This is a genomic window from Kallipyga massiliensis ph2, assembly GCF_000311985.1.
GTDB lineage: Bacteria > Bacillota > Clostridia > Tissierellales > Peptoniphilaceae > Kallipyga > Kallipyga massiliensis.
On record NZ_HE978585.1, the window covers coordinates 321,568 to 334,965 of the forward strand.

Annotated in this window: 20 protein-coding genes; all 20 read left to right on the forward strand. The window is 50.4% G+C overall.

The window, feature by feature from the left end:
- Window positions 1-2: 2 nt before the first annotated feature.
- On the forward strand, window positions 3-785 hold the full coding sequence (locus HGKM_RS01335; protein WP_019133519.1) for an S-adenosylmethionine synthetase N-terminal domain-containing protein: 783 nt from the start codon (window positions 3-5) through the stop codon (window positions 783-785).
- A complete protein-coding gene (locus tag HGKM_RS01340) occupies window positions 786-2,048 on the forward strand; it encodes a site-specific DNA-methyltransferase (RefSeq protein ID WP_019133520.1) in 1,263 nt (420 codons plus the stop codon).
- Window positions 2,041-3,534, forward strand: coding sequence for a DNA cytosine methyltransferase (locus HGKM_RS01345; protein ID WP_019133521.1), 1,494 nt, complete (start codon window positions 2,041-2,043; stop codon window positions 3,532-3,534). Before HGKM_RS01340 ends, HGKM_RS01345 begins: the two co-directional genes overlap by 8 nt.
- 76 nt (window positions 3,535-3,610) lie before the next feature.
- Window positions 3,611-4,255 carry a hypothetical protein gene (locus HGKM_RS01350; protein WP_019133522.1) on the forward strand — a complete coding sequence of 215 codons (645 nt, stop codon included), beginning with the start codon at window positions 3,611-3,613 and terminating at the stop codon, window positions 4,253-4,255.
- Window positions 4,252-4,488 (forward strand): DUF4314 domain-containing protein, encoded by a 237-nt coding sequence (locus tag HGKM_RS01355; RefSeq protein WP_019133523.1) that lies wholly within the window; start codon window positions 4,252-4,254, stop codon window positions 4,486-4,488. The genes HGKM_RS01350 and HGKM_RS01355 overlap by 4 nt, the downstream gene beginning before the upstream one ends.
- On the forward strand, window positions 4,473-4,646 hold the full coding sequence (locus HGKM_RS01360) for a DUF5049 domain-containing protein (RefSeq protein WP_019133524.1): 174 nt from the start codon (window positions 4,473-4,475) through the stop codon (window positions 4,644-4,646). Before HGKM_RS01355 ends, HGKM_RS01360 begins: the two co-directional genes overlap by 16 nt.
- Before the next feature lie 107 nt (window positions 4,647-4,753).
- Window positions 4,754-5,116, forward strand: a complete 363-nt coding sequence (locus HGKM_RS01365) for a DUF7698 family protein (RefSeq protein ID WP_019133525.1) — start codon at window positions 4,754-4,756, stop codon at window positions 5,114-5,116.
- The gene (locus HGKM_RS01370) at window positions 5,113-5,316 is read left to right on the forward strand and encodes a hypothetical protein (RefSeq protein WP_019133526.1); all 204 of its coding nucleotides are present in this window, start codon (window positions 5,113-5,115) and stop codon (window positions 5,314-5,316) included. The genes HGKM_RS01365 and HGKM_RS01370 overlap by 4 nt, the downstream gene beginning before the upstream one ends.
- An 11-nt stretch (window positions 5,317-5,327) precedes the next feature.
- Entirely contained in the window at window positions 5,328-5,588 is a 261-nt protein-coding gene (locus HGKM_RS01375) for a hypothetical protein (protein ID WP_019133527.1), read from the forward strand.
- Between the two features lie 93 nt (window positions 5,589-5,681).
- Window positions 5,682-5,864, forward strand: coding sequence for a DUF6900 domain-containing protein (locus tag HGKM_RS01380; protein ID WP_019133528.1), 183 nt, complete (start codon window positions 5,682-5,684; stop codon window positions 5,862-5,864).
- 114 nt (window positions 5,865-5,978) lie between these two features.
- Window positions 5,979-7,580: a terminase large subunit gene (locus HGKM_RS01385; RefSeq protein WP_019133529.1), complete on the forward strand. Its 1,602-nt coding sequence runs from the start codon at window positions 5,979-5,981 to the stop codon at window positions 7,578-7,580.
- Window positions 7,581-7,594: 14 nt separating this feature from the next.
- Window positions 7,595-8,905 (forward strand): phage portal protein, encoded by a 1,311-nt coding sequence (locus HGKM_RS01390; protein ID WP_019133530.1) that lies wholly within the window; start codon window positions 7,595-7,597, stop codon window positions 8,903-8,905.
- On the forward strand, window positions 8,841-9,668 hold the full coding sequence (locus HGKM_RS01395) for a head maturation protease, ClpP-related (protein WP_019133531.1): 828 nt from the start codon (window positions 8,841-8,843) through the stop codon (window positions 9,666-9,668). Before HGKM_RS01390 ends, HGKM_RS01395 begins: the two co-directional genes overlap by 65 nt.
- A gap of 14 nt (window positions 9,669-9,682) precedes the next feature.
- Window positions 9,683-10,873 carry a phage major capsid protein gene (locus HGKM_RS01400; protein WP_019133532.1) on the forward strand — a complete coding sequence of 397 codons (1,191 nt, stop codon included), beginning with the start codon at window positions 9,683-9,685 and terminating at the stop codon, window positions 10,871-10,873.
- A 76-nt stretch (window positions 10,874-10,949) separates the two neighbouring features.
- Window positions 10,950-11,213, forward strand: coding sequence for a head-tail connector protein (locus HGKM_RS01405; protein WP_002563688.1), 264 nt, complete (start codon window positions 10,950-10,952; stop codon window positions 11,211-11,213).
- A gap of 1 nt (window position 11,214) precedes the next feature.
- The gene (locus HGKM_RS01410; protein WP_002563687.1) at window positions 11,215-11,547 is read left to right on the forward strand and encodes a phage head closure protein; all 333 of its coding nucleotides are present in this window, start codon (window positions 11,215-11,217) and stop codon (window positions 11,545-11,547) included.
- Window positions 11,547-11,930 carry an HK97 gp10 family phage protein gene (locus tag HGKM_RS01415; RefSeq protein ID WP_019133533.1) on the forward strand — a complete coding sequence of 128 codons (384 nt, stop codon included), beginning with the start codon at window positions 11,547-11,549 and terminating at the stop codon, window positions 11,928-11,930. Before HGKM_RS01410 ends, HGKM_RS01415 begins: the two co-directional genes overlap by 1 nt.
- A complete protein-coding gene (locus HGKM_RS01420) occupies window positions 11,923-12,240 on the forward strand; it encodes a hypothetical protein (protein WP_019133534.1) in 318 nt (105 codons plus the stop codon). Before HGKM_RS01415 ends, HGKM_RS01420 begins: the two co-directional genes overlap by 8 nt.
- Window positions 12,241-12,246: 6 nt before the next feature.
- Window positions 12,247-12,846 carry a major tail protein gene (locus HGKM_RS01425; RefSeq protein WP_019133535.1) on the forward strand — a complete coding sequence of 200 codons (600 nt, stop codon included), beginning with the start codon at window positions 12,247-12,249 and terminating at the stop codon, window positions 12,844-12,846.
- Between the two features lie 2 nt (window positions 12,847-12,848).
- On the forward strand, window positions 12,849-13,205 hold the full coding sequence (locus HGKM_RS01430) for a hypothetical protein (RefSeq protein WP_019133536.1): 357 nt from the start codon (window positions 12,849-12,851) through the stop codon (window positions 13,203-13,205).
- The last annotated feature ends 193 nt before the right edge of the window (window positions 13,206-13,398 follow it).

Below are 13,398 nucleotides of genomic sequence, written 5' to 3' on the forward strand. Positions count from 1 at the left end.
AAATGTTTGAAAAAGTAAATCCTGCACATCCCGATAAAGTTGCAGACCGCATCGCGGGAGCCATTGTTGACCTTGCTTATGCAAGCGAGACAAACCCCAAGATTGCCGTCGAAGTCCTGATCGGTCACGGCATCTGCCATATCATTGCGGAAACAAGCACGCTGATCTCAAAGGCAGACCTTGAAAAAACTGTGCGTCGTCTTGCCGGAAATGTAGCTGTAGATATTAAGCTCGTCCCACAAGACATACATTTGGCCAAAAACCAATGCTGGAAGCTGCGCTGCGGAGATAACGGCATCTTCTTAGGACTTCCCATCACAGAAGAAGAAAATAAACTCTCCGAGATTGCCAAAAGTATCTATGCCATCTATCAGACGGACGGCAAATATATATTAGACGGCGAAAAACTCGTCATCTGCCAGTCTCATGTTGAAACGAAAAAGCTCCAAGCGGCCTATCCAAACGCCATCGTCAATCCTTTAGGCGACTGGACGGGCGGCACGGACGTGGATACCGGAGCGACCAACCGAAAACTCGGATCCGATATGGGAGCTGCTGTCACCGGCGGTGGTCTTCACGGAAAAGATCTCTCCAAAGCCGATGTGACCATCAATATCTACGCCCATCTTCTGGCACAGAAAAGCGGAAAACCGATTCATCTTTCCTGCGCCATCGGAGACGCGTTTGTTGACGGCAAGCCGTATGCCGAGATGGTAGAAATTGCCCGAGACTACATTCGCGCAGTCGGAGGCTTTGAGAAATTTGCGGAATGGGGGCTGATTTAGATGGATACGACAAAATTTGCTCAAGTTGAAATCGATAAGCTCATTCCCTATGCGAGAAATGCCAGAACACACTCACCGGAGCAGATCGCACAGCTTCGCGCCTCGCTTCGAGAGTTCGGATTTATCTCACCGGCTGTGATTGACAACAAGTTCAACATCTTAGTCGGACACGGACGTATCGCGGCAGCCCGTGAGGAAGGATATAAAACCGTCCCGTGCGTCTTTGCCGAAAACTTAACCGATGCACAAAAGCGCGCCTACATCTTGGCAGACAACCGCTTAGCCTTAAATGCTGGCTGGGATGAGGAAATGCTCTCTGTAGAATTATCTGATCTTGCAGGAGATGCCTTTGACCTCTCCCTTTTAGGTTTTGATGACGAGGAACTCTCTGCTTTGATGGACATTTCCGAAGATGAAATCACCGAAGATGACTTTGATGTAGACGCAGAGCTTCAAAAGCCTGCCATTACAAAACCCGGCGACATCTGGACGATCGGGAGGCACACCGTCATCTGCGGAGACTCAACCGATCCCAAGACATACAAGGCACTGCTCGGCGATACCAAGATGAATCTCGTCTGCACGGACGCACCGTATTTTGTGAACCTCGAATCCGCGTCCGGAAAGATCAAAAACGATGATCTCACCGATAAAGAAGCTTACGACTTCCTCATGAAGGCTTTTACCTGTTTCAAAGAAGCAATGGCAAAAGACGCCTCGATCTATGAGTTTTATGCCACATCCAAATCTCGTATTTTTTACGATGCTTTTGATGATGCGGGCTTTAAGCTCGGAGCCGGCCTTATCTGGCGAAAAGAGCGGGCCCCTCTCATGCGTACCGATTGGAAGTTTAACTTTGAGCCGATCCTGTACGGCTGGCGAAAAGACGGAAAACACAAATGGTACGGTGACCAGAAGCAGAAAGCCTGCTTTGATTTTGACTCGGTGAAAAACTCCAAAACCGAAGGCTTCGGGCATCCCTCTTCCAAGCCGGTGCCTCTCATCGCGCACCTCATCAAGCAGTCCACACAAACCAACGCTCTTGTTTTGGACGGCTTTTTAGGCAGCGCATCGACGCTCATCGCCTGCGAGGAGCTTGGCCGCATCTGCTATGGGATTGAGCTGGAACCGAAATACATCGATGTGGCCTGTGCTCGTTATGCCGAGCTGAAAGGAACAACGGACGGCATCATCTGTCACAGAGACGGCAAAGACACCCCTTATGCCGACCTTCTGAAAGAACGGGAGGCAACTGATGAGTAACGTCTTAACGCTCGGCTCCCTCTTTTCCGGATCGGGAAGTTTTGAGCTTGCCGGACTTACCGTCGGCATCAAGCCGCTCTGGGCATCGGAAGTCGAGCCTTTTGCCATACGGGTGACATCCAAACGACTGCCTTTTGTGGCTCACATGGGAGATGTGCGAAACCTTGACGGAGCAAATTTGCCGCCGGTTGACATCATCACCTTCGGCAGTCCCTGTCAGGACTTATCCATCGCCGGAAAACGAAGCGGGATTGAAGGTTCCCGCTCGTCGCTTTTCTATGAGGCGATACGAATCATCAAAGAAATGAGGTGGAAAACCTATGGGAACTATCCAAAATACGCGCTCTGGGAAAATGTCCCGGGCGCTTTCTCCTCCCACAAAGGAGCGGACTTCGAAAAAGTCCTTGAAGCCTTCCTCTCCGTCAAAGGATATACGCTTGATGCACCTCGACCTCAAAAGTGGCATGCCGCCGGAGAGATCGTGGCAGATCATTTTTCTCTCAGCTGGCGAGTACTTGATGCTCAGCACTTCGGAGTCCCCCAAAGACGCAAGAGAATCTTTCTTGTCGCAGATTTTGGAGACACACGTGCCGGAAAAATATTATTTGAGTCCGAGAGCGTGCTTGGGGATCTTGAGGCGTGCCAAGACGAAAGGAAAAGACCTGCCGAAAATCCTAAGAGAGGCGCTTATGAAACAGGCAGGCTTGTTCTAAACGATCAGGGAGGATCGCGCATGGACATCTCAGAAGATGTCACGGGAACCCTGCGTGCTCAGTCAAGCCATCCTCCGCTGATCTTTGAAAACCACGGACAGGACGCAAGATACACAGGTCCCAATGATACGGCGCAGACCATCGTCTCCCGCTTCGGCACGGGCGGAAACAATCAGCCGCTTGTTGTTGATCTGCCGTGCGCCTATTCGCTTTGCTCCAAGAAGAACAAGGCGATGTTCTCAGACATCAAAGGTGCAGATCAGACGACCGAGACCTCCCGCACGCTGGATACGAGAGGCTCCGATCCCGTCTGCAATCAAGGCGGCATGGCGGTTCTTTCCTACGGGCTTGACCGGGCTTCCTTTAATCAGGGGCAAAACGCCGCCTACGACTTTGCTGTGGAAAAAGAATGCCAGCCGACAATGGTTGCCAAAGGTCCGGGTGCCGTTGCCACCGAAAACGAGAGTGGCTATATCGTAAGAAGGCTCACTCCGACCGAGTGTGCCCGGCTTCAGGGCTTTCCGGACGGCTGGTGCGATGGTCTTGCAGCAGAAAATCCGAGCAAGGCTCAGTTTACCTTCTGGCGTGAGATTTTTGACCGCTACACCGATATGATGTCCATCCAGAGAAAAAGCGACAAGCAGATCAAAAAGTGGCTTAAAAATCCCTACTCGGACAGTGCCGCCTACAAGCTCTGGGGAAATGGCATCGCGCTTCCGTGCGCCATCTTCGTACTTGCCGCAATCAAAAAGAATAGTGGTATTTACCTGTAAAAATAACTTGCTATTCCTCCCGGTAAGAGTGATGTATAGACATACCAAGAAAACACCTGCAAAGGAGGATAAAGACATGGATTACCACTTCAATTTGACAGGCTCGGCAAGGCGGCCGCTGGTGAAAGCCTTGGAAGACTTCACAAAAGAGAAAGCCACCTGTACCAAAGCGCCGACCTTCTGCTACCACATTGGCGAGCACATCACACTGGACAATCATGGCGTGCTCAGCATCAATGATACGGAAAAAGAAAACAGCATCCTGCTGACTTTATCGGAACACGGCTTTGTGCCGGAGGAACAGGAAAACATGGCGGTGACGATCTCGCTTCCAAGAAACAAGTTCACCGATGAGGACCTCGAAAGGCTCTCCGAGCTTCTTTCGTCAAAAGAAAGCATCATCAAGCACGCACTTGGCATTGAAAGCGTCGCCTTTGAGGTGGACGAGGAAAAGATCAGCTTCCCGTGGTTTTCCGAGATGCCAAGTTCTGCAGAGCTTTCCGCCTATACCGCCTTCATCTCCCTTTTGGGCAAGGCGGCAAAGGAATCCAAGCGCATCACTGGCAAAGACCACGCAGTCGAAAACGAAAAATACTACTTTCGCTGTTTTCTTCTGCGCCTTGGGATGATCGGTGATTCCTACAAGGAAGCAAGGAAAATCCTGCTCAGCCGTCTTCAAGGCTCCTCCGCTTTCAAGTACCAGAAGGAGGCAGAAAAATGAAAATGCCAACGAAAGGAACGCTGGAACTGCTGCGGATTACTTTTCCTAAAGGCTGTCGTGTGGAGCTTCTTCACATGGACGACGCACAGGCACCGCCTGCAGGAACACGCGGCACCGTCACCGGAGTCGATGATACCGGCTCCATCCTCGTGGATTGGGATAACGGCTCCGGTCTAAACGTCATCTTCGGGATTGATGAAGTCAGGAGAATTCAGAAATGGACGAAAAACTAAAAGAACAGATCCTTGCCATAAGGAACACAGGCCTTACGAACATGTTTGACGTCAATACTGTGCAGCGGCTTGCTTTTGAGCGGGACTTCTACGAGCTTGTAAACTTCATCGAAGAAGATAAGAAAGCCTACATCCGTTTCATCTTGACGGGCGAATAAAACCTTGAAATACGTGCTTTTATATCGATAAATAACTTGCTATTCCTCCCAAACAGAGTGATATATGTACATGCAAGAAGCACAGAAAGCCAAAGGAGGAAAACAAGATGAAGTACGAAGTAAAGACTATTGAAAACGCTAAAACAGGAATGAAATGGAGCGATGTCGGCTGCCATCCCACACTTGCTCAGGCCTACCTTTACAGCAAGGAAGCTGGAAATGAACTGTCAAACTTTGCCGATGTTATCTGGGAACACGATATTGAAGAAATCATCCGGGACTTAAAAAAGTTTGGAATTAAGGAGTTTACGATTTCCAGCACTTTTTCAAGCCTGATTGAAACCATTGCGAAATTCGAGGAACTCGGCTGCAAACTGGACGGCATTGTAAAAGTAAAAGAACGTTATGCGCACTTTGGAAGCGATGAGCACGCCTTGATTCCAGCTTTCAAAATGGAGGTGACAAAATGACAACCTTTGAAAAAGATAAAGCCGCCATTCAAGAAGATGCAGCAAATGCCTACGACATCCTAAAGGCACGCAAAGCAGAACTTCAGCGCATCGAGCGTGAAGGCAGAGCCTGCAAAAACGGATTCAGAAGACAGTGCCTCGAACAGGAATATGCACGGCGCGCTGCAGAATACCGCAAACTGGATGAGCTTTTAGGCTAAGGAGGCAAGCCATGACAAACAAAGAAGCCAAAAGACAGAGCTTTTTAGAAGCCACCGCCAAGTTAAAGGAAAAGAAGCGCCTGCTCTACGAACGGGAGCCGGAACAGAAGCTCTACGACGAAGGAAAGATCGCCTACAGCGAATACCTGAAGCGATACAAAGAGCGAAAGCAAAAGGAACGTGAGAATTTCAAAGGCAACAAAGCCTATGAAGACTACGATAACGGCCTGATCACTTACGATGAATTTCTTCTCAGAAACACGGAAAAATAAGGTCAAAAACCTCGATAAATGACTTGCTATTCCCTCCAAACAGAGTGATATATGTACATGCCAAAAGGAACACAGGCAAAGGAGGAAAAAGCCATGACAAAGAAGATTGAAAAAACACTGCTGGAGATCGCAAAGAAAAACAACTGGGAAATCGAAGATCGAGGCGACCTTGAAACCAGGCATAACGACGGCGACGACTTCATCGAAGTTTCGGTCTGGGGACTGAAAGCGATGCTCGAAGAAGCCTACGCTGCGGGAAAAGCGGCAACGAAATAACAAAGAACGAACGTTCCGACAAAAGAGCTGATTAGGCTCTTTTGCTCGTAGAAATAGATTGATGACGAGATCGCAGAAGCGGTCTTTTTTTTATGCCACAGAAAGGAGGATGGCATGCGAAAACTGAAAAACTATAAGCCGACAAAATTCATGGCAAAACCCTCGCACTATGACAAGCGCAAAGCCGACTATGCCGTCTCCTTTATCGAGTGCCTCTCGCACACCAAAGGGACCTGGGCGGGAAAGCCATTTGAGCTAATCGACTGGCAGGAACGCATCATAAGGGATCTCTTCGGCATCGTGAAGGAAAACGGCTACCGCCAGTTCAACACCGCTTACATCGAAATCCCCAAAAAGATGGGAAAATCCGAGCTTGCTGCAGCTGTAGCACTTCTTTTATGCTGCGGGGACGGTGAACAGCGAGCCGAAGTCTACGGATGCGCCTCCGACCGTCAGCAGGCATCGATTGTTTTTAACGTGGCAGAAGATATGGTGAAGATGTCGCCGGCTCTTGCCAAGCGCGTGAAGATTTTAGCCTCACAAAAGCGGCTCATCTATAAGCCGACCAACAGCTTCTATCAGGTTCTGTCTTCTGAGGCCTATACCAAGCACGGCTTAAACATTCACGGCGTGGTCTACGACGAGCTTCACGCCGCTCCCGACAGAAGGCTTTTCGATGTCATGACCAAAGGCTCGGGCGATGCCCGCATGCAGCCGCTCTACTTTCTGATTACTACCGCAGGAACCGATACCCATTCCATCTGCTATGAGCAGCATCAAAAAGCACTGGATATCCTGCGCGGCAAAAAGCATGACCCAACCTTTTATCCCGTAATCTACGGTGCTAAAGAAAGCGATGACTGGTCAGATATTGAGGTTTGGAAGAAAGCCAATCCCTCCCTTGGCATCACGGTGGGACTGGATAAGGTGAAAGCCGCCTTCCTGCAGGCTAAAGAAAACCCCGCGGAGGAGAACCTGTTTCGTCAGCTTCGCCTGAACCAGTGGGTAAAGCAATCAATCCGCTGGATGCCGATGGACAAATGGGACGCCTGTGCCTTTGATGTGGATGAAAAGGCACTCGAAGGCAGAATCTGCTACGGAGGCCTTGACCTTTCATCCACCACCGACATCACCGCCTTTGTGCTGGTCTTTCCACCCCGTGATGAAGACGAGAAATACACTATCCTTCCGTACTTTTGGATTCCCGAAGAAAATGCAGAACAAAGAGTGCGCCGTGACCATGTGCCCTATGACATCTGGATTAAAGAAGGCACCATGCAGACTACGGAAGGAAATGTCATCCACTACGGCTTTATCGAAAAATTCATCGAGCGCTTAGGCGAGCGCTTCAACATTCGGGAGATTGCCTTTGACCGCTGGGGAGCCGTTCAGATGGTGCAGAACTTAGAGAACATCGGCTTTACGGTGGTTCCTTTCGGTCAGGGCTTTGCTTCGATGTCGCCTCCCACCAAGGAACTGATGAACCTCGTGCTTTCCCAGCGCCTCGCACACGGCGGACAACCCGTCCTTCGCTGGATGATGGATAACATCTTCATCCGAACCGATCCTGCTGGAAATATCAAAATCGACAAAGCCAAATCCACCGAGAAAGTCGACGGTGCCGTTGCACTTGTAATGGCACTTGACCGAGCGATCCGCATGGGATGCGACACGAGCGAGTCAGTCTATGACAGCCGCGGCATTTTATTTTTGTAAAGGAGATTTTGCCTATGGGATTTTTACAGTCACTTTTTCATTCAAGAGATAAGCCGAAAGATCAAACCGCCGGCTCTGCCTTTCGCTTTTACTTCGGGCACACCACATCGGGAAAAGCGGTGACGGAGCGCTCTGCCATGCAGATTACTGCCGTCTATGCCTGTGTAAGAGTTTTAGCTGAGGCGGTCGCCGGTCTTCCGCTCCATCTCTTTCGCCTCAAAGGAAATGCCGGCAAAGAGAAAGCGACGGACAGCTCCCTTTACTTTTTGCTGCACGATGAACCGAATCCGGAGATGACCTCATTTATCTTCCGAGAAACCCTCATGTGCCATCTGCTCTTGTGGGGCAACGCCTATGCACAGATTATCCGAAACGGCAAAGGTGAAGTTGTCGCCCTATACCCGCTCATGGCCAACAAAATGACGGTTGACCGGGATGAAAATGGCACTCTTTACTACGAATATCAGGTCAGTAAAAGCGATGCTCCAACGCTTAAAAACGGACGGGTAAGGCTTTCTCCTTCTGAGGTACTCCATGTTCCGGGCCTCGGCTTTGACGGTCTTGTCGGATACAGCCCGATTGCGATGGCGAAAAACGCTCTCGGCATGGCAATGGCCACCGAAGAATACGGTGCGGCATTCTTTAAAAATGGCGCAAACCCATCCGGCATCTTATCCATGCCCGGCGTGGTGAAAGATCCGGAAAAGATCCGCCAGTCTTGGGAGCAGGGCTTTGGCGGATCGCAGAACTCCAACAAGGTCGCCATTTTGGAAGAAGGCATGACCTATACGCCGATTTCCATCTCACCGGAAGCCGCGCAGTTTCTTGAGACGCGGAAGTTTCAAATCGATGAGATTGCCCGCATCTTCCGCGTGCCGCCCCATATGATCGGAGATCTCGAACATGCGACCTTTTCCAATATCGAACACCAATCTTTGGAGTTTGTGACCTACACCCTGCGTCCGTGGCTCGTGCGCTTTGAGGAGTCCATGCAGCGTTCGCTTCTTTTGCCCGAACAAAAGAAAGACTATCTCATTCGCTTTAACGTGGACGGGATTTTGCGAGGCGATTATGAGAGCCGCATGCGAGGTTATGCCACCGGCATACAAAACGGCATCTTCTCGGTCAACGATGTGAGGCGCTTAGAAGATATGGATCTGCTCTCAAAAGAAGATGGCGGCGATTTGCATGTCTTAAACGGCAATGTCGTGAAGCTTGCCGATGCGGGATCGGCTTATACGAAAAACAAGGAGGATACCGATGAACCGACAGAAGAAATTTTGGAGATGGACGAAAAACAAAAGTCCCGATCCAAACGAAAATGAAACACGAACTTTATATCTGGACGGCGTGATTGCCGAGGAGAGCTGGTTTGACGATGAAGTCACACCGGCTCTTTTTAAATCCGAACTTGATGACGGCACAGGCAACATCACCGTCTGGATCAACTCACCGGGAGGCGACTGCTTTGCGGCCGCTCAGATCTATAACCTACTTTTGAACTATCAAGGCAAAGTGACGGTCAAGATTGACGGTCTTGCGGCATCCGCCGCATCAGTCATTGCGATGGCGGGAGATGAGATTCTCATGAGTCCTGTTTCCATGCTCATGATCCATAACCCATCCACCGTGGCCATCGGAGATACACAGGACATGCAGCGTGCCATCGGGATGTTATCCGAGGTCAAAGAATCCATCATCGGTGCCTACAAGCAAAAAAGCGGTCTTTCTCATGCAAAGCTCGCTTCACTCATGGATGAAGAGACCTGGATGAACGCAGAAAAGGCAGTAGAGCTGCACTTTGCCGACCGCATCACATCAAGGCAGGATCTCTATCCGCAAGGCGAGAACGAAGATCCTACAAATGGTGAGAGTGCCGTGCTAAACGGAAAAGAATCTGAAATCCTCACGGAGACACCGATGCTCTTTTCACGCCGCAAGGTCGCAGCCGCCATCAACAAAAAGCTCTGTGACTATGCGGCGGCCTGTGAGGCAAAAACGCCTGCCCAAACGGCAGAACCGATTACCCACCGCTACAAAGTCAAGGACTTGGAAACACGCCTTGATCTTATCAAACACTTTATTTAAGGAGGACACCTACCATGACGATTACTGAACTTTTGAACAAACGTGCCAAGACCTGGGAGGCCGCAAAGGCTTTTCTGGAATCCCATCGAGACAAAGACGGACTGCTTAGCGCTGAAGACGGAGCGGCTTACGACAAGATGGAAGCCGAGATCGCAGCCTATAGCACAGAAATTGAGCGCATGTGCCGTCAAAAGGACATCGAAGACAAGATGAGCAAGCCGCTCGGTACGCCGCTTACGGCAAAACCGGCCGTGCTTTCCACAGAGACGGAAGAAAAGCACGGACGTGCCTCCTCTTCCTATGCCAAGGATATGCTCGTTGCCCTGCGAAGCGGCTTTAAGCGTATCTCGAACATCTTGGAAGAAGGCAAAGACGAAAATGGCGGCTATCTGGTACCTGAAGAATGGGACAGCCGCCTCATTGACAAGCTGACCGAAGAGAATATCTTCCGAAGCCTCGCCACGACCATCACCACGTCCGGCGAACACAAGATCAATATCGCGGCTACCAAGCCTGCCGCGGCATGGATCGAGGAAGGTCAGGCCTTAAGTTTCGGTGAGGCGACCTTTGATCAGGTGGTGCTCGATGCCCATAAGCTTCATGTAGCGATCAAGGTTACCGAAGAACTGCTCTACGACAATGCTTTCAATTTGGAAAGCTACATCATCGACCAGTTCGGCAAAGCACTCGGTAACGCGGAAGAAGATGCCTTCTTAAACGGCGACGGCAAAAACAAGCCGCTTGGCATCTTTGCCGCAACCGGCGGAGGAGAGGTTTCCGTCACACTCACGGGTACCGCGCTTAAAACTGATGATATCCTGACGCTCATCTACTCTTTGAAGCGCCCATACCGCAAAAACGCCGCGTTTATCTTAAATGACGCAACGCTTGCCGCCCTTCGAAAGCTCAAGGATAACAATCAGGCCTACATCTGGCAGCCGAGCTATCAGGCGGGAGAACCGGATCGTCTTTGCGGCTATCCGGTTAAGACCTCTGCCTTCTGCCCTGTTTTGGAGACGGGAAAAGCCGGCGTGGCTTTCGGAGATTTTTCCTATTACAACATCGGAGACCGCGGAACCAGAAGCTTTCAGGAACTTCGAGAGCTTTTTGCCGGAAACGGCATGGTGGGCTACGTTGCCAAAGAACGTGTGGACGGAAAACTGATCTTGCCCGAGGCCGTGCAGATTCTCAAAGCCAGTGCGTAAAAATAAAACGTCTGAGCCATAAGGCGGCTCTCTTTATACGAGGGAGCCGCCTTTTCCTTGCAGGAAAGGAGGAAGCATGCTGAGCCTTGAAGACGTGAAAAACTATCTCCGCGTGGATTTTGACGACGATGACGCACTCATCGAGTCGCTCATACCCTCTGCCACCGAGCTGGTCAAAAACGTGGCACGCACCGAAGACCTCTCTTCTTTTGAAAACGGGCGCATTGCCGTGCTTTTTACGGTGGCCTATCTCTACGAACACCGAGAAGAAGCCGATCACCATGCGCTCACCTTGACGCTTCGCGCTCTTCTTTTCGGAGAAAGGCAGGTGAGCTTCTGATATGGATATCGCTCTTCTCAATGTCACCGTCACCTTCCAAAAAAGAACCGTGGAAAGTGATGCCATCGGAAACCAAATCGAAACGTGGAAAGACGACTACACCTGTGCCGCCACCATCTCAGGAGAAGGCGGGCGCGAAGTCTTTATCGCAGCTTCTGAAGTGGATAAGGCGGACATGGCGGTGACGGTCAGGTGGTGTAAGAAAACGGCAGCGATGAACACGACAGACTTTCGCATCGTCTTTCAGGGCTGCGCCTACGACATCGAAAAAATTGACCACCTATCTTTCAGGAAGCGGGCAATCAAGTTTTTCTGCGTAAAGGAGAGAACCTGATGAGCCGAAAAGTCAAAACCTCCGGCCTTGCCGATGCCGTGATGGAAGAACTCAACGCCTATGCCAAAACGACAACGGAAGGCATGAAGCAAGCCGTCACCAAAGCGGCAACGACCACCAAAAAAGAAATCAAGGCGCATGCGCCAAAGAAGCACGGCGACTATCAAAAAAGCTGGACGCAAAAGAAAACTTCCGAGTCCTCCCATGCCTTGCAGGTGACGGTCTACTCTCGTAACCGCTACCAGCTGGCACACCTCTTGGAACACGGCCACGCCAAACGGAACGGCGGCAGGACGAGGGCAATTCCTCATATCGCTCCCGCCGAGACAATCGGTGAGGAGCAGCTTATGAAAGAGATCGAAAGGATGATCAAAGATGGATGAAATCATAGAAATATTGAAAGAGGTCGCGCTTCCCTTTGCCTACGACCACTTCGAAGAAGGTCAGGCACCTGATCCGCCCTTTATCTGCTATGTAACGCCGGAGTCGCATAACTTTGCGGCAGACGGTCAGGTGTATTTTCCCGTGAACCGCTTTTATCTGGAGCTTTACACCGACAAAAAAGACCGTGCGCTCGAAAAAAGAATCGAAGACCTTCTTATCCGCCACGATCAGTTTTTCGACAAGGCCGAAGTCTATATCAACGCAGAAGCCCTCTACGAGGTTTCCTATTCATTTGAGCTGAAAGGATGATGAAACATGGCAAATAAAAACAACAAAGTCAAATACAACATTAAAAACGTCTATGCCGCCAAGATGGCAGAAACCGTCTCGAACGGCGTATCCACCTTTACGTATGAAACACCAAAACCCATCCCTGGCGCGGTTTCGCTGTCGCTTGACGCGGAAGGCGAATCTTCTCCCTTTTATGCCGACGGCATTGTCTACTTTAGAACCGTCACCAACAACGGCTACTCCGGTGACCTTGAGATCGCACTCATCCCAGAGTGGTTTCGCACCGAGATCCTGCAGGAGACGCTCGATTCCAAAGGCGTGCTGGTCGAAAACTCCAATACCGCAGAGTCCGTGAAGTTCGCTTTGCTTTTTGAGTTTGACGGCGACATCAAAGCGATCCGCCATGCCTTATATAACTGCACGGCCTCTCGTCCTTCCATCGAGTCGGAAACCAAAGAAGATACCATTGAGCCGGGAACGGAAACCCTGTCTCTTACCGCAGATCCAAGATCGGACGGCCTTGTCAAAGCCAAGACCGGAGATTCCACCGATGCTGCAACCTATGCGAACTGGTATAAGGCGGTCTACGTGCCGCAGGCAGGCACACCAGCAGGAGGAAAATAACCATGATTGAAAAGACCATTGACGTTTCGGGTGTACCCGTAAAGTTTCGCTCGTCTGCTGCTATCCCGCGCCTTTACCGAGCCAAGTTCGGACGGGATATTTTTAAAGACTTAGCCAAGCTCGAAAAAAGCTATCAGGGCAAGAAAGATAAGGACGGCGGCTTTCCCGTTGAAGACTTAGAGATTTTTGAAAACGTCGCCTACATCATGGCGCTGCATGCAGACAAAAGCGTGCCCGCTTCCATTGAAGAGTGGCTGGACGGCTTTGAGATGTTTTCCATCTATCAGGTACTTCCTGAAATCCTCTCCCTTTGGGGTGAGAACTTAAAGACGGAGGTCTCACCAAAAAAAGGCAAATAAGAAGCGAGCGGCCCATGACAACGCCACTTCTTATGCTTCGTGCCTGTCAGATCGGCATTCCCATTACGGACATGGATCTCATCTCCATCGGGCTTCTTTTAGACATGTGGACGGAAAAAGCCAACGACTTGGCCACGTACAGGCGGCTTGCCACACAGGAAGATTTTGACAAGTTTTAAGGCATGAAAAAACC